General features: G+C 65.6%; 13 protein-coding genes. 9 read left to right on the plus strand and 4 right to left on the minus strand.

The features are described 5' to 3' along the window. Positions 1-126 precede the first annotated feature (126 nt). From H7A86_RS17210 to H7A86_RS17245, 8 genes are all read left to right on the plus strand, one after another. Positions 127-1,398, plus strand: coding sequence for an efflux RND transporter periplasmic adaptor subunit (locus H7A86_RS17210; protein ID WP_104583260.1), 1,272 nt, complete (start codon positions 127-129; stop codon positions 1,396-1,398). Positions 1,399-1,504: 106 nt separating this feature from the next. After that, on the plus strand, positions 1,505-2,224 hold the full coding sequence (locus tag H7A86_RS17215) for an ABC transporter ATP-binding protein (protein ID WP_104583259.1): 720 nt from the start codon (positions 1,505-1,507) through the stop codon (positions 2,222-2,224). 12 nt (positions 2,225-2,236) lie between these two features. After that, positions 2,237-3,538, plus strand: coding sequence for an ABC transporter permease (locus H7A86_RS17220; RefSeq protein WP_119131769.1), 1,302 nt, complete (start codon positions 2,237-2,239; stop codon positions 3,536-3,538). A 55-nt stretch (positions 3,539-3,593) separates the two neighbouring features. Further along, complete coding sequence (locus H7A86_RS17225; protein ID WP_104583257.1) at positions 3,594-4,826, plus strand: ABC transporter permease; 1,233 nt, start codon at positions 3,594-3,596, stop codon at positions 4,824-4,826. Positions 4,827-4,868: 42 nt separating this feature from the next. Then, complete coding sequence (locus tag H7A86_RS17230) at positions 4,869-6,197, plus strand: ABC transporter permease (protein ID WP_119131768.1); 1,329 nt, start codon at positions 4,869-4,871, stop codon at positions 6,195-6,197. Position 6,198: 1 nt separating this feature from the next. Then, on the plus strand, positions 6,199-7,434 hold the full coding sequence (locus H7A86_RS17235) for an ABC transporter permease (protein WP_119131767.1): 1,236 nt from the start codon (positions 6,199-6,201) through the stop codon (positions 7,432-7,434). Between the two features lie 108 nt (positions 7,435-7,542). Beyond that, positions 7,543-8,886: a sigma-54-dependent transcriptional regulator gene (locus tag H7A86_RS17240; RefSeq protein WP_119131766.1), complete on the plus strand. Its 1,344-nt coding sequence runs from the start codon at positions 7,543-7,545 to the stop codon at positions 8,884-8,886. An 8-nt stretch (positions 8,887-8,894) separates the two neighbouring features. After that, positions 8,895-10,250 (plus strand): sensor histidine kinase, encoded by a 1,356-nt coding sequence (locus H7A86_RS17245; RefSeq protein WP_104649359.1) that lies wholly within the window; start codon positions 8,895-8,897, stop codon positions 10,248-10,250. 23 nt (positions 10,251-10,273) lie between these two features. Here H7A86_RS17245 and H7A86_RS17250 read toward each other — a convergent pair whose 3' ends face one another. Together H7A86_RS17250 and glmU are read right to left on the minus strand one after the other, a co-directional pair. Further along, positions 10,274-11,182: a NosD domain-containing protein gene (locus tag H7A86_RS17250; RefSeq protein WP_425509725.1), complete on the minus strand. Its 909-nt coding sequence runs from the start codon at positions 11,180-11,182 to the stop codon at positions 10,274-10,276. A 175-nt stretch (positions 11,183-11,357) separates the two neighbouring features. Further along, positions 11,358-12,722 carry a bifunctional UDP-N-acetylglucosamine diphosphorylase/glucosamine-1-phosphate N-acetyltransferase GlmU gene (glmU, locus tag H7A86_RS17255; RefSeq protein ID WP_119131873.1) on the minus strand — a complete coding sequence of 455 codons (1,365 nt, stop codon included), beginning with the start codon at positions 12,720-12,722 and terminating at the stop codon, positions 11,358-11,360. Positions 12,723-12,867: 145 nt separating this feature from the next. Here glmU and H7A86_RS17260 point away from each other — a divergent pair, with 145 nt between their 5' ends. Then, positions 12,868-13,251, plus strand: a complete 384-nt coding sequence (locus tag H7A86_RS17260) for a GtrA family protein (protein WP_119131764.1) — start codon at positions 12,868-12,870, stop codon at positions 13,249-13,251. A gap of 132 nt (positions 13,252-13,383) precedes the next feature. On the opposite strand, the gene H7A86_RS17265 is transcribed toward H7A86_RS17260, so the two are convergent. Both H7A86_RS17265 and H7A86_RS17270 read right to left on the minus strand, forming a co-directional pair. Continuing rightward, positions 13,384-13,953 carry a chorismate mutase gene (locus tag H7A86_RS17265; protein WP_104649357.1) on the minus strand — a complete coding sequence of 190 codons (570 nt, stop codon included), beginning with the start codon at positions 13,951-13,953 and terminating at the stop codon, positions 13,384-13,386. 217 nt (positions 13,954-14,170) lie between these two features. Then, entirely contained in the window at positions 14,171-14,593 is a 423-nt protein-coding gene (locus tag H7A86_RS17270; protein WP_104583248.1) for a F0F1 ATP synthase subunit epsilon, read from the minus strand. Positions 14,594-14,760 lie beyond the last annotated feature (167 nt).

Consider the following 14,760-nt stretch of genomic DNA (forward strand, 5'->3'; position numbering starts at 1 on the left):
GTCCGCAGCGGTGTCCGCGGACACTGCGGACACCGCCCGCCAGCCCATAAAGATGATTGCTTTCAATCACTTGAAGATTGGCACACGTCCTGCGTTATCGCAGTGACGCCACCGAGCCAGCCGACCATGATTCGCGATACCTCCGCCCAGGACCAGGTTCTCCGTACACCCGCCGGGCACGCGCCCTGGCGCCGTTGGCTATGGCCCGGCATCGCCGTGGTCGCGGTACTGGCCGGCATTGGCTGGGCGGTCACCGCGTGGAGCGCCGGCAGCCGTTCGTTCGATGCCAGCCGGGTGCGGATCGCCACCGTCAGCCAGGGTGACCTGGTGCGCGACATCGCCGCCGATGGCCGCGTCATCGCCGCCAACAGCCCCGTGCTGTACGCCATCTCGGCCGGCACGGTGACGCTGAGCGTGGTGGCCGGCGACGTGGTCAAGCAGGGCCAGGAGCTGGCGCGCATCGACAGCCCGGAACTGCGCAGCAAGCTGGCCCAGGAGCAGGCCACGCTGGCAGGCCTGGAAGCCGAATCCAGCCGCGCCGGGCTGGACGCCACGCTGGCCCGCGCCAACGCCAGCAAGCTCACCGACCAGGCCAAGATCGACAAGCAGGCTGCCGCGCGCGACCTGGAGCGCTATCAACGCGGCTACGATGGCGGCGCGGTGCCGCAGGTGGAACTGGCCAAGGCGCAAGACACCTTGAAGAAGACCGACATCGACCTGCAGCACGCCGAGCGCGACGCATCGCTGAAGAGCCAGGGGGCAGACCTGGATTCGCGCAACAAGCGCCTGCTCGCCGACCGCCAGCGCGCGGTGGTGGCCGAAGTGCAGCGCCAGGTCGATGCGCTCACGCTGCTGTCGCCGTTCGATGGCCAGGTTGGCCAGGTGCAGGCGGTGCAGCACACCCAGGTCGCGGCAAACGCGCCGATCCTGGGCGTGGTGGATCTGTCCAAGTTCGAAGTCGAGATCAAGGTGCCGGAAAGTTTTGCGCGCGACCTGGCCATCGGCATGCCGGCGCAGCTCACCAGCGGCAGCGGCGAACCGTTCCCCGGCGCCATCTCGGCGGTGTCGCCGGAAGTGGTCAACGGCGAAGTCACCGCACGCATCCGCTTTGCCGACAAGCAGCCGCCGGGCCTGCGCCAGAGCCAGCGCATGAGCGCACGGGTGGTGATGGACACGCGCCGCAACGTGCTCAAGGTCGAGCGCGGCCCGTTCGTCGAACAATCCGGCGGCAGCTACGCCTATGTGATGGATGGCAACACCGCGGTGCGCCGACCGGTGCGCATGGGTGTCAGCAGCCTGGGCGAGGTGCAGGTGCTGTCCGGGCTGCAGGTCGGCGACCGCGTGGTGGTCTCCGGTGCAGACAACTTTGGCGATGCGCCACGCGTCACCGTCCACTAGAAAGCGGCCACTACGCAGTCTTACACACGCCTGACGACCGCGCGCCACGTTGCGGTCGCCACTCTAAATCTCTTCCGCACCTACCTCTCTTGCAAAGGACTCGGCAATGCTCAAGATGCAATCGGTCTCCAAGGTCTTCCGCACCGAACAGGTGGAAACGCATGCACTGCGTTCGCTGGACCTGCATGTGCGCGAAGGCGAATTCGTCGCCGTCACCGGCCCCTCCGGCTCGGGCAAGACCACCTTCCTCAACCTGGCCGGGCTGCTGGAGACCTTCACCAGCGGGCAGTACCTGCTCGACGGCGAGGACGTCAGCCATCTGTCCGACGATGCGCGTTCGCGCCTGCGCAACCGCAAGATCGGTTTCATCTTCCAGGGCTTCAACCTGATTCCCGACCTCAACCTGTTCGACAACGTCGATGTGCCGCTGCGTTATCGCGGCATGGCTGCGGCCGAGCGCAAGCAGCGCATCGAAGAGGCCTTGACCAAGGTCGGCCTGGGCTCGCGCCTGAAGCACTACCCCACCGAACTGTCGGGCGGCCAGCAGCAACGTGCTGCCATCGCCCGCGCACTGGCCGGCAGCCCGCGCCTGCTGCTAGCCGACGAACCTACCGGCAACCTCGACTCGCAGATGGCACGCGGGGTGATGGAACTGCTGGAAGAGATCAACAGCCAGGGCACCACCATCGTGATGGTCACCCACGACCCGGAACTGGCCGCACGCGCGCAGCGCAACGTGCACATCGTCGACGGCCAGGCCACCGATCTGGAACGCAACCCCGCCCTGATGCGCGCGCGCCACAGCGCCCCCACCCTGGCCGAATAAGAGGCACATCCCATGTTCGGCTACTACTTCAATCTGGCGTTACGCAGCTTCCGCCGCAACAAGATACTGACCGCACTGATGGTGCTTGCGATCGCGCTGGGCATCGGCGCCAGCATGACCACCTTGACGGTGTTCTATGTGCTGTCGGGCGATCCGATTCCGCAAAAGAGCGATCGGTTGTTCAGCGCCTTGGTGGACCCATACCCCAAGGCAGGCTACCAGCCGGGAGAAGAGCCTGGCGACCAGGTCACTCGCTTCGATGCCGAAACGCTGCTGCGCGAAAAACGTGCAAAACGGCAAGCGCTGATGACCGGTGGAAGAGTGGCGATCGAGCCCGACAAGAACGGTATGACTGCCTTCAAATCGGAAGTGCGCTTTACGTCGGCAGATTTCTTCCCGATGTTCGAAACGCCTTTCCTGTATGGCCAAGGCTGGTCGGCCGGTAGCGACGCGGGCCACGAACGCGTTGCGGTGATCACCAAGGAACTCAACGACAAACTATTCGACGGCAGCAACAGTGTCGGTCGCGACCTGCGCATGGACAAGAACACCTTTCGTATCGTTGGTGTTCTCAATGACTGGAAAGTCAACCCACGTTTCTATGATGTCACCAACAGCTACGGCTCGAGCGAGCAAGTGTATCTGCCATTCTCCGTCGCAATGGATCTGAAGATGGACCATTACGGCGGTATGAATTGCTACGGTAAAAACGACAACAGCGATCAGACAGCGCTCAACGCATCCTGCACATGGATGCAGTACTGGGTGGAGCTTGACAACCCAGCGCAGGCCGGCGACTACAAAGCCTACCTGGATAACTACTCCGATCAGCAGCGCGCTGCAGGGCGCTTTGAACGTCCGAACAATACCCGCCTGCGCAACGTGATGGAGTGGCTGGACTACAAGGAAGTGGTCCCGAGCGACGTCCGACTGCAGCTGTGGCTGGCGATGGGCTTCCTGCTGGTGTGCCTGCTCAATACCGTAGGGTTGTTACTCGCCAAGTTCCTGCGCCGCAGTGGAGAGATCGGCGTGCGTCGCGCCCTGGGTGCCTCACGCGGCGCCATCTTTGCGCAATGCCTGGTCGAAGCCGGAACCATCGGACTTGCAGGCGGCATGGCAGGGCTTGGGCTGGCATGGTTGGGGTTATGGGTCGTGCGCCAACAACCAGTCGACTACGCCAAGCTTGCGCACCTGGATCCGAAGATGTTGTTGCTCACCTTCGCATTGGCGCTCGTTGCCAGCCTGTTGGCCGGCTTGCTGCCCTCCTGGCGTGCCATCCAGGTTGCGCCCGCGCTACAGCTCAAAGCGTCCTGACCACCAGGCCCGCCGCCCGGCGGCGGGCACGGCCTCTTATCCGAAGGTACCGCCCATGGACATCCGCCCCATCATTTCCACCCTGCGCCGTCACAAGACCGCAGCAGCATTGATCGTGCTCGAGATCGCACTCGCCTGCGCCATCATCTGCAATGCCATGTTCTTGATCGGCAACCGCATCGAGACGCTGCAGCAACCCAGCGGCATCGCCGAATCGGAACTGGTCAGCATCCAATTGGGAGGCATCGGCACCCAGGTCAATGCAGAAGCGCGCACACGCGAAGACCTGGCTGCACTGCGCAGCCTGCCAGGTGTCCGCAGCGCGGTCGTCATCAACCAGATTCCCTTTGTGCATTACTCATGGAACAGCAGCATCTCTCTGACGCGTGAACAAGAGCGCCAGACACTTAGCGCTGCGCAATACATGGCCAGCGAAGGCACCCTCGGCACGCTTGGCCTGCAACTGGTGGCGGGGCGTGATTTCACCGCAAGCGAATTCATCGATATGGCACAGGCCAATAACGACAGGTCCATCGACCAAAAAGGCCTGTCAGTGATCATCACCCAGCGCATGGCCGACAAGCTATTCCCCTCGCAAAATGCATTGGGAAAGACAGTCTATGCAGGCGATACCGCACTCCACATCATCGGCATCGTGCAGACACTGGCACGCCCCACCAACAACAGCGCCGGCGGTGTTGATCAAAGCAATTACTCGATGTTGCTGCCACTGCGCATCGACTACACCGCAGGCCAGTACATTATTCGTGTCACCGACCCAACGCGGCGGGCAGAAGTGCTGCAATCTGCCGTCGCTGCGCTGATGAAATTAGACAATAGCCGGCTGGTCCTGAAACAAGAGACGTACAGCGACATTCGGACGGAATATTTCGAGAATGATCGCGCAATGGTGTGGCTACTTGGCGCGGTCTGTATCGCACTGCTGATCGTCACCGCACTGGGCATCGTCGGCCTGGCCAGCTTCTGGGTGCAGCAACGCACCAAGCAGATCGGCATCCGTCGCGCACTGGGCGCTACACGCGGGCAGATCCTGCGCTACTTCCAGATCGAGAACTTCCTGCTGGCCTCGGTCGGCATCGTGCTCGGCATGTTGCTGGCGTACTCCATCAACATCTGGCTGATGGACCGCTACGAGTTGCCACGCCTGCCGGTGCTGTATCTGCCGATCGGCGCGCTATTGCTCTGGGCGCTGGGCCAGATCGCCGTGTTCTGGCCCGCCCGGCGCGCCGCGCTGGTGCCGCCGGCAGTGGCAACGCGCAGCGCGTGAGGTGACACAGATGCCGATCGAACCCCGCAAAGACGTCCGCTGATGTTGCGTTACTGCCTGCAACTGGCCTGGCGCAGCCTGTTGCGCACCCCGATTGCCAGCACCCTGGTGGTATTGGCAATCGGTCTGGGCGTCGGTGCGAGCATGACCATGCTGACGGTCCTGCATGTCATGTCGCGCGACCCGTTGCCAGGCAGAAGCCAGCTGCTCTACACCCCGCATCTGGATCCGCTGCCCCTGGACCTTCCACGCACGCGGGAATGGGGCGACCCGTCGGACAATCTGACCTGGCCAGATGCGATGGCCCTGCTACGTGCAGGGCCGGCCGTCCATCAAGCGGCAATGGCGAGCGGGCAAGCGCTGATCTGGCCCGCACAGGCCGCCACAGCCCCACTCGACCTCAACGGCCGCTACGCCACTGCAGGGTTCTTTGCGCTGTTCGGCATCCCGCTGCAACGTGGGAGCGGCTGGAGCGGGCAGGACGACCAGAACCACGCGCGCGTGATCGTGTTGAGCCAGCAGCTTGCAAACACCTTGTTCGGTTCACGCGATCCAATCGGCCAGACCGTCGCCGTCGGCGAGCAGCGCATCGGTCTTCGCGTTATTGGCGTCCTTGGCAAATGGAATCCGCAACCGCTCTTCTATGCCGACCCAAGCCGCAAGGGCGCGTTTGGCGACCAGGACGATTTCTTTCTGCCGCTCTCGACCGCGATGGAGCTTGAACTGGACGCCGGCACCAGCATCAGCAGTTGGGAGACGCGCAGCGACAGCGGCGTCAGGCAACTCCACAACCCATCCACCAGCTGGCTGCAGTTCTGGGTGCAACTGGATACCCCGCAACAGGTGGCCGCATACGAGCGTTTTCTCTACGACTATGCTGCGACCCAACACGCCAGCGGGCGCTTTCAGCGGCCACCGCAGACGGCACGACTGTATTCGCTGATGGACTGGCTGAAACACCTGCAGATGGTGCCCAACGACCTGCGCCTGCAGACGCTGCTGGCCTTGGGGTTTCTGTGGATCTGCCTGATCAACGTGATTGCGTTGTTGCTGGCGAAATTCCTGCGCCGCCGTGGCGAGATTGGCGTGCGCCGCGCACTTGGCGCGCGCCGCGGCCACGTGATGTTGCAGTTCGGCACCGAAGCAGCACTGATCGGCGTCGTGGGCGGCCTGCTGGGGACCGCGATCGCCGAAGTGGGGCTCTGGAGCGTGCGCCAGCGGCCCGACGACTATGCCGCGCTGGCGCACCTGGATGCACCCATGCTGCTGACCACCGTGGCGCTTGCCATCGTCGCCGCACTGCTTGCAGGACTGCTGCCGGCCTGGCGGGCCAGCCGCATCAACCCGGCCCTGCAGGTCAAGGACCTCTGAGATGCGCCTGCCACTTCGCCCGATTCTTTCCAGCTTGGGACACCACCGCCTCACCGCCGGGCTGTTGGCCCTGCAGGTGGCGCTGACCTGTGCATTCGTCACCAATGCGGTATTCCTGATCGGCGACCGGATCGACAGACTACGCACGGCGACCGGCTTGCCCGAAGACGAAGTATCGCTGGTCACCGTTCGCGGCCTGCACGCCAAGGCCGATGCGCCAGCGCAATGGCAGGCGGACCTGATCGCGCTGCGCGGCATTCCCGGGGTCACGGCAGCCACCGCAATCGGAGCGACGCTGCCGTTGTCGGGTGGCGCCGACGACAGCGGCATCTGTGCCGATCAACGCGCACTGGAGCGCGCAATCGCACTGCGATCCAGCGGCGCTGCCGGCTGCGTCGACGCCAGCTACTACACCGGCTCGCCCGGCTTCGTGCAGGCCATGGGCGCACGCCTGATCGCCGGCCGCGATTTTCGACCGGATGAGTATTCCGGCGCCACGCCGGGCGCGATCATCGTCACCCGCTCGCTGGCGCAGCAACTCTGGCCAGATCAGCTGGCCGTTGGCAAAACGCTGTACGGATGGGACAGCCAAAGCACCGTCGTCGGCGTGGTGGAGGACCTGCTGCGGCCAAGGCTGCGCAAGCCCGAGCTTGATCATCTGGTGGCCTTGTCGCCGCAACTCCCCAGCGGCAATCAGACGCACTATCTATTGCGCAGCGCGCCGGAGGACCGCGGTCGCGTGCTGGCGCAGGTGGCCGGCGTGCTGGCCGGATCAGGCCCGTTGCGGATGGTCCCGGGCGACAAGCAACGCAGTTTTGCGCAGATACGCGCACGCTATTTCCAACGCGATACGACGATGATCGGCCTGTTGCTCGCGGCGACCACGGGCCTGCTGTTTGTCACCGCCCTGGGCATCGGAGGACTGGCCAGTTTCTGGGTCGAGCAGCGGACGCGACAGATCGGCATCCGTCGCGCCATTGGTGCAACCCGTGGCGATATCCTGCGTTACTTCCAGGCGGAAAACCTGCTGATCGTCGGCAGCGGCAGCGCCCTGGGCATGCTGTTGGCCGTGCTGCTCAACCAATGGCTGATGCTCCGTTACGACGCGGTGCCCCTGCCGCCACTTTACTTACCCGCCGGTGCGGTGACCGTGCTGCTGCTCGGCCAGCTTGCGGTGCTGTGGCCTGCACGACGCGCTGCGGCAGTGGCCCCGGCGATTGCGACACGCAGTGCATGAGGCGCCCGGCCTGCCGGATGCCGGCACGACAATCCTGCCTGCTGCTGCGATGATGCGATCTGTCTACCTCGTCCGTCCGTTCGCCCTCGCACTCCAACAAGGTTCCCGATGCCGCAGATCCTGATCATCGACGACAACACCGCCGTGGCCACTGCGCTGGAGGTGCTGTTCTCGCTGCACGATATCGAAGCGCGGCATGCGCACTCGCCGCAGGCCGGGTTGGCACTGCTGGACGAGCAGGGATTTGATCTGGTGATCCAGGACATGAACTTCACCGCCGACACCACCTCCGGCGAGGAAGGCGAAGCGCTGTTCACCCAGATCCGTCAGCGCCACCCAGATTTGCCGGTGATCCTGCTCACCGCCTGGACCCACCTGGGCAGCGCGGTGGGCCTGGTCAAGGCCGGTGCGGCCGACTACATCGCCAAGCCCTGGGACGACACCAAGCTGCTGACCACGGTCAACAACCTGCTGGAGCTATCCGAAGCGCGCCGCGAGCTGGAACGTCGGCGCGAGCGCGAGCGGCGCGGTCGCGAGCAGCTGACCCAACGTTACGACCTGCGTGGCGCGGTGTTCGCCGACCCCGCCAGCGAACGCGCGATCGCGCTCGCCTGCCAAGTCGCACGCTCGGATCTGCCGGTGCTGATCACCGGCCCCAACGGCAGCGGCAAGGAGAAGATCGCCGAGATCATCCAGGCCAACTCGCCGGCCAAACACGGCCCCTTCATTGCGCTCAATTGCGGCGCATTGCCGGGCGAATTGATCGAAGCCGAGCTGTTCGGCGCCGAAGCCGGCGCGTATACCGGCGCCAACAAGGCGCGCGAAGGCAAGTTCGAAGCCGCCGATGGCGGCACGCTGTTTCTGGACGAAATCGGCAACCTGCCGCTGGCCGGGCAGATGAAGCTGCTGCGCGTGCTGGAAACCGGCCGCTACGAGCGCCTGGGCTCCAACCGCGAACGCCACGCCAAGGTGCGGGTGATCAGCGCCACCAATGCCGACCTGCAGGCCATGATCCGCGATGGCAGCTTCCGCGAAGACCTGTACTACCGCCTCAACACGGTGGAAATCGCGCTGCCCGCCCTGGCCGAACGCCCCGGCGATATCGGCCCGTTGGCCGAGCACTTCCTGGCCGGCGAAAAACCCTTGTCCACGCAGGCACGCGATGCCTTGCAACGGCACGCCTGGCCCGGCAACGTGCGCGAGCTGCGCAACGTGCTGCAACGTGCGTCCCTGCTCGCGCAAGGTGCGCGCATCGAAGCCGGCGATCTGAACCTGCCGCGCGCGGCCGCAGCGCGCCCGGCCGCGCCGACCGCCGGCGAGCCGGATCGCGCCCGGATCGAGCAGGCGCTGGCGCGCGCGCAGGGCGTCATCGCCCAGGCCGCCGCCGAGCTGGGGCTGAGCCGGCAGGCGCTGTACCGGCGCATGGACCGCTACGGCATCAGCCAGGAGTAAGCCTGAGCATGTGGCAGCCACGTTCCTTCACCTTCTCGCTGTTCCTGCGCCTGCTGCCGGTGCTGGTGCTGGCCGCCGCCCTGCCCTGGTTCACCGCGTACTGGCTGGATCGCGGCTGGGAAGTGGCGGTGATCTCCGCCATCGTGCTGCTGGCGACGATGTGGTGGAGCCTACAACGCGCCACTGCACCGATGCGCTCGCTGTTCCGCGCCCTGGCCGGCACCACCAGCAGCTACCGCGATGGCGAATACAACTTCGGCGTCTACTGGCGCGGCAGCGACGAACTGGCGCAACTGGTGCAGGCGCATGCGGAACTGGGCGAGGTGCTGCGCGCGCAGCGGCGCAACCTGGTGCAACGCGAACTGATGCTCGACACCATGTTGCAGAACACCCCGGTGGCGATGCTGCTGGTGGTGGCCGGGGGCGATGGCGTGCGCCGCATCGGTTTCTCCAACAATGCCGCACGCAAGCTGTTGCACGACGGCCGCAAGCTCGAAGGCCAGCACCTGGACGACGTGCTCGCGCGCATGCCCGGCGAACTGCGCGATGCGCTGGCACGCGGCGGCGATTGCCTGTTCGCGGTGCGCGAGGACGGCGATGACGAAGACGACGAGCAGATCTATCACCTGTCACGCCGCAGTTTCCATCTCAATGGACGCGGCCACGAGCTGTTGCTGATCCGCACCTTGACCACCGAATTGCGGCGCCAGGAAGTGCAGACCTGGAAAAAGGTCATCCGCGTGATCAGCCATGAATTGAACAACTCGCTCGCACCGATCGCCTCGCTGGCGCATTCCGGCGCCGAGTTGCTGCGCCGCGAACGCACCGACCGGCTCGGCACGGTGTTCGAAACCATCGAAGAACGCGCCCGTCATCTGGAAGGTTTCATCCGCGGCTACGCGCGGTTTGCCAAGCTGCCGCAGCCGCAATTGCAGACCATCGAATGGGCGCCGTTCCTGGAGCGTTTGCGGCAGCAGATTCCGTTCCAGCTGCAAGGCGCACTGAGCGATGTCTCCAGCCGCATCGATGCCGCGCAGATCGAGCAGGCGCTGCTCAACCTGCTCAAGAACGCGCACGAGGCCTGCAGCGAAGCGCAGCCGCCCAACAGCGATGTCGCCGTCCGCGTCACGCGCGTGCCGCAATGGCTGCGGATCGAAGTGCTCGACCGCGGCAACGGCATGAACGAGGCCGTGCTGCATAACGCACTGATGCCGTTCTATTCGACCAAGCGCAATGGCACCGGGCTCGGGCTTGCGCTCACCCGCGAGATTGCCGAAGCGCACGGCGGGCGCATCTCGCTGCACAACCGCGAACACGGCGGCTTGTGCGTCACCTTGCTGCTGCCGGCGGCGGCGGCCGGCTAGCGCGTTGCAAGCGATCGCAGCGTTCAATCGCCGCGCAGCGTCCCGCGCTCCTGGATCCGTGGCTGTTTCAACGCACCGCAGGCATCGTCGGCACCGCTGGTGCGGGTGGCGGCGATGGCGCCGTAATAGCCAGCCCCCACGGTATTGTCGACGAACTGCCCGCCTTGCGACGGACATTCGCCATCGGGCTTGATCCAGTCCGAAAACGCCGCGTACTTGCCGGCCCGGACAAAACGGTTGGTCGCCACGTAGGTGTTGTCGGAGGCATCGCGGGTACGCACGGCATCGCCGTTGACCTCGGTGAAGGTATTGCCTTCGATGCGGTTGCCGGAGGAGTGGCGCGCCAGGTAGATGGCGTGCACGAAACCCGAGGTCCGGGTGTCGTTTTCGATGGACACGAAACGATTGCGTTCGATGCGGTTGTCGCGCGAGTTCTGCAGGCGGATCGCCGCGAACGAATAGGCGGCCTCGCTGCTGCTGCCATGGATGCCACCGATCCGCTCGAAGGTCATGTTGCGGATGACGTTGCCGCTGTTGCCGTCGGCGCTGCGCTTGCTGCTGCCCAGGTCCATCGCCATCCAGTAATTGCTGACCTTCAACCCGGCGAAGGTCAGCCGGGTGGCGGCATCACCACCGCCCTTCAGCGTGAACCAGGTCGCACCGCCGCGTCCGTCGAACCACGGTGGCGCGGCCGCATCCGGCGCAGCGATGAAGCGAATGGGCGCCCCGTTGGTGAAGGTCCATTGCACCGACTGCCGCAGATACGTGCCTGCGGCAATCACCACGTCCACCGCACCGCCCGGCCGCTGTTCCAGCAGCCGTTGCTGGGCAGCCGCCAGGCTCCGCAACGCGGTCGCTGCGCTGGTGCCCGCCGCCGCATCGTTGCCGTCCGGCGCCAGATACAGCCGGTAGGTCTGCGCATGGGCTGACATGGGCAGCAGTGCCGCCAATGTCAGCAGTAATGTCACCCGCAACGCGCAACGTGACGTTTGCATCGTGCACCTCGTGATCGGTCGTGGCGGGCGTGGCCTGTGCACGGCACCGCTGCACAGCGGCGGCCCGCCCCTTGCAGCGACGTGCAGCCACGCCACACGCCTGGAAAACACGCTATTTCTTGGTCGGGCGTTCCCAACCTTCGATCACCGTCTGCCGCGGGCGCGCCACGCTGAGCTGGCCGGCCGGCGCATCGCGCGTGATCACCGAGCCGGCGCCAATCGTAGCCATGGCGCCGATCTCGATCGGTGCCACCAACGCGCTGTTGGAGCCGACGAAGGCGCCATCGCCGATGGTGGTCTGCGACTTGTTCACCCCATCGTAGTTGCAGGTGATGGTGCCGGCGCCGATGTTGACCTTGCTGCCGATCACCGCATCTCCCAGGTAGGTCAGATGGTTGGCCTTGCTGCCCACGCCCATCGTGACCTTCTTGGTCTCGACGAAGTTGCCGATATGCACGCCATCGGCCAGCACGGTGCCAGGACGCAGCCGCGCGAACGGGCCGATCTGCACCGCTCCTTCGGTCACCACGCCTTGCAGGTCGCAGTGCGCGCGGACCTGCGTGCCGGCGCCCAGCGTCACATCGCGCAAGCGCACGAAGGGGCCGATCACCACGCCATCGCCCAGTGTCACATCGCCTTCCAGGACCACATCGATGTCCAGCTGCACGTCGCTACCTACCGTCACCGAGCCGCGCTGCTCCACGCGCGCCGGGTCGGCCATGCGCACGCCCTGCAGGCAGAGCGCACGCGCCGCACGCAGCTGCCAGGCGCGCTCCAGCTGCGCCAGCTGCCAGGGGTCGTTGGCGCCTTCCACGTCCTGCGCATCGGCCACGTGCACCATGTCGGCCGGAGTGAAATCGGCAGCGGCGCTGGCGAACACGTCGGTGAGATAGAACTCGCCCTGTGCGTTCTCGTTGGACAGACCACCCAGCCAGCGGCGCAGCGCCGTGGACTCGGCAGTGAGGATGCCGGTGTTGATGGTGCGGATGCGGCGCTGCTCGTCATTGGCGTCCTTCTGCTCGACGATCGCGGCGACCTTGCCTTCGGCATCGCGCAGGATGCGGCCGTACCCGGTGGGATTGGGCACATCGGCCACCAGCACCGCCATGCGCCCGGGTGCATGCAGTAACTGCAGCAGGTCCTGGCACTGGATCAGCGGCACATCGCCGTACAGCACCAGCACCGTCGCCGCATCCGGAATCGCATCCATCGCCTGTTGCACCGCATGCCCGGTGCCCAGTTGCTGACGTTGCTCGGCCCAGTGCAGGTCGTCTTGCGCGGCGAACGCCGCCTGCACCTGCTCGCCGCCGTGCCCGTGCACCACGTGGATCGCTACCGGCTGCAGCTGCCGCGCGGTGGCGATCACATGTGCCAGCATCGGCTGGCCCGCCAGCGGCTGCAGCACCTTGGGCAGGGACGAGCGCATGCGCTTGCCCTCGCCCGCAGCCAGGATCACGACGTACAAGGGCAGAGTCATCGAAGCGTTCCAGAACATGGGAGAACCAAATTCTAGTCGCTGTCCCGGCAGTGCGTCGTGTCCTGCCCGCAGCACGCGCGACGATGACACTTTTCAAGCGCCGCTGCGGTTAGCATGGTCACCCTTCCACGATGACCCGGCCCGTATGAGTCTGTTCCGCCAAGGCAGCCAATTCATGATCATTGGTGCCCTGCAGCTGGCGGTGGACTGCGGCATCTTCATCGTTGCCACCGCGGCCGGCATGCCTGCCGTGCCGGCCAATCTGCTCGGGCGGATCACCGGCGCGGTGCTGGGCTTCTGGCTGAATGGCCGCTACACCTTCGCCCAGGACGGCGGTGCACGCCTGGGCTGGCCGCGTTTCCGTCGCTTTGCGCTGATGTGGCTGGCACTGACCCTCATCAGCACCTGGCTGTTGTCGGCGACAGTGGACCTGGTCGGCCTGCGTCAGGCCTGGCTGGCCAAACCGCTGGTGGAAGGTGGCCTGGCGATCGTGTCGTTTTTCCTGGGCCGGCACGTGGTGTATCGCTAGCGAGCGCGCTGACGTCAGCGCAGTCGTCGACAACGGTGCCGGGTTGGACTGACAGAAAACACGATCGGCGTTGCCGTCACCCGCACCGCCGAGGTCTGCGCCGTGCATGGCGCGCCCTGGACACCACGCGTATCAGTGGCAGAAATCGCCCAGGCTGCGGACCAGCGCCGCGCGATGCAGCGCGTCCAGCTGCCATTGCGCCGCATACCGGGCGGCGGCATGCGCCGTATTGGCCGGGCATTGCGGCGCTGCACGCGCCGGCGCGACATCGGCCAGTGCGTCGAGCAGTTCGCCTTGCAGCTGATCCAGACGCGTGCGCAGGCCCGCCAGATCCGGACGCGCCGTGTCCGGCGCGCGCCCACGTTCGCGCCAGTGGTTCAGCAGTGCGTACTGCACCGACTTGTTGGCCTCGATCTGCGCAGCGAAGAAGCGCGCCGCATCGTCGGCATCCAGCCCGTGCGCAGGCGCCTGCTCGCGCACGCTCTGCAGCACCGCCGCCTCGCGGGTCTGGTCCAGCACCGGCTTGCCGCTGTCCCACTTGCTCAGCGCCACCGCATCGCCGATGGCGTTGCGTTGCACGATGCGGTCCAGCAATGGATCCAGGGGCGGCTGGCTGCGTGCCGGCAGCGCACACCCCAGCAACGCCACGGCCAGCAGGCCGCTCAGCGCGTAGCCACGAAAGTCATCGATCGTCCGGGTCATCGGGTGTTCCTCGATATGCAGGTGAGATGCCGCGCCGCCGGCAGCACAGCACAAGCCACGCAGTGTGCCTGCAGTCCCCGAGCCTGCAAGCCACCCCACGCATGCGCAGCGCCAGAAACGAAAACGCCGACACGAGGGTCGGCGTTTTCACTCCACACCTGGGTGTGGCGGTGCAGCAGGTATCGCGGAACGCGCAAACGGGCTCGAGCCCGCGTGCTTAGTGCTTGAGGGTGCGACGCAGCCGTTCCAGTGCCTGCAGCTGCACGGTCGCTTCGGCCAGCCGACGCTGCGCATCGGCTACGTCCACGGTGTCGCCACGGTTGGCCAGCAGACGCTCGGCCTCTTCCTTGACCTTGCGCACGGCGGCTTCGTCGATGTCCTGGGCACGCACCGCGGTGTCGACCAGCACGGTCACCACCTGCGGCTGCACTTCCAGGATGCCGCCGGAAATGGCGAAGTCCAGGTGTTCGCCATTGGCGGTGGTGACCACCACCTTGCCCGGCTTCAGGCGCGTGATCAGCGGCGCGTGCTTGGGCGCGATGCCCAGCTCACCCAGCTCGCCGGTGGCCACGACCAGCGTCGCCTCACCGTGGAAGATTTCCTTCTCGGCGCTGACGATGTCGCAACGGATAGTGCTCATGGTGCCTCACTGTAGTGAGGCGGGAATCGGGAATCGGGAATCGGGATTGGGAAGAGCGGCTGGCTGCACGCTTTCCCTCTTCCTGTCGATTCCGACCTACCGATGACCCGCCTTTACGATTCCCGATTCCCGATTCCCGATTCCAGCCGCATAGCGGCTGGGATCCA

This window comes from Xanthomonas euroxanthea (genome assembly GCF_903989455.1).
Taxonomy (GTDB): domain Bacteria; phylum Pseudomonadota; class Gammaproteobacteria; order Xanthomonadales; family Xanthomonadaceae; genus Xanthomonas; species Xanthomonas euroxanthea.

What these genes read in the sequence shown, in the direction of transcription:
- H7A86_RS17220 (WP_119131769.1), top strand. Translation starts at nt 2,237, where the DNA reads ATGTTCGGCTACTACTTCAATCTGGCGTTACGCAGCTTCCGCCGCAAC.
- H7A86_RS17230 (WP_119131768.1), top strand. Translation starts at nt 4,869, where the DNA reads ATGTTGCGTTACTGCCTGCAACTGGCCTGGCGCAGCCTGTTGCGCACC.
- H7A86_RS17245 (WP_104649359.1), top strand. Translation starts at nt 8,895, where the DNA reads ATGTGGCAGCCACGTTCCTTCACCTTCTCGCTGTTCCTGCGCCTGCTG.
- H7A86_RS17240 (WP_119131766.1), top strand. Translation starts at nt 7,543, where the DNA reads ATGCCGCAGATCCTGATCATCGACGACAACACCGCCGTGGCCACTGCG.
- H7A86_RS17250 (WP_425509725.1), bottom strand. Translation starts at nt 11,182, where the DNA reads ATGTCAGCCCATGCGCAGACCTACCGGCTGTATCTGGCGCCGGACGGC.
- glmU (WP_119131873.1), bottom strand. Translation starts at nt 12,722, where the DNA reads ATGACTCTGCCCTTGTACGTCGTGATCCTGGCTGCGGGCGAGGGCAAG.
- H7A86_RS17265 (WP_104649357.1), bottom strand. Translation starts at nt 13,953, where the DNA reads ATGACCCGGACGATCGATGACTTTCGTGGCTACGCGCTGAGCGGCCTG.
- H7A86_RS17225 (WP_104583257.1), top strand. Translation starts at nt 3,594, where the DNA reads ATGGACATCCGCCCCATCATTTCCACCCTGCGCCGTCACAAGACCGCA.
- H7A86_RS17270 (WP_104583248.1), bottom strand. Translation starts at nt 14,593, where the DNA reads ATGAGCACTATCCGTTGCGACATCGTCAGCGCCGAGAAGGAAATCTTC.
- H7A86_RS17235 (WP_119131767.1), top strand. Translation starts at nt 6,199, where the DNA reads ATGCGCCTGCCACTTCGCCCGATTCTTTCCAGCTTGGGACACCACCGC.
- H7A86_RS17215 (WP_104583259.1), top strand. Translation starts at nt 1,505, where the DNA reads ATGCTCAAGATGCAATCGGTCTCCAAGGTCTTCCGCACCGAACAGGTG.
- H7A86_RS17260 (WP_119131764.1), top strand. Translation starts at nt 12,868, where the DNA reads ATGAGTCTGTTCCGCCAAGGCAGCCAATTCATGATCATTGGTGCCCTG.
- H7A86_RS17210 (WP_104583260.1), top strand. Translation starts at nt 127, where the DNA reads ATGATTCGCGATACCTCCGCCCAGGACCAGGTTCTCCGTACACCCGCC.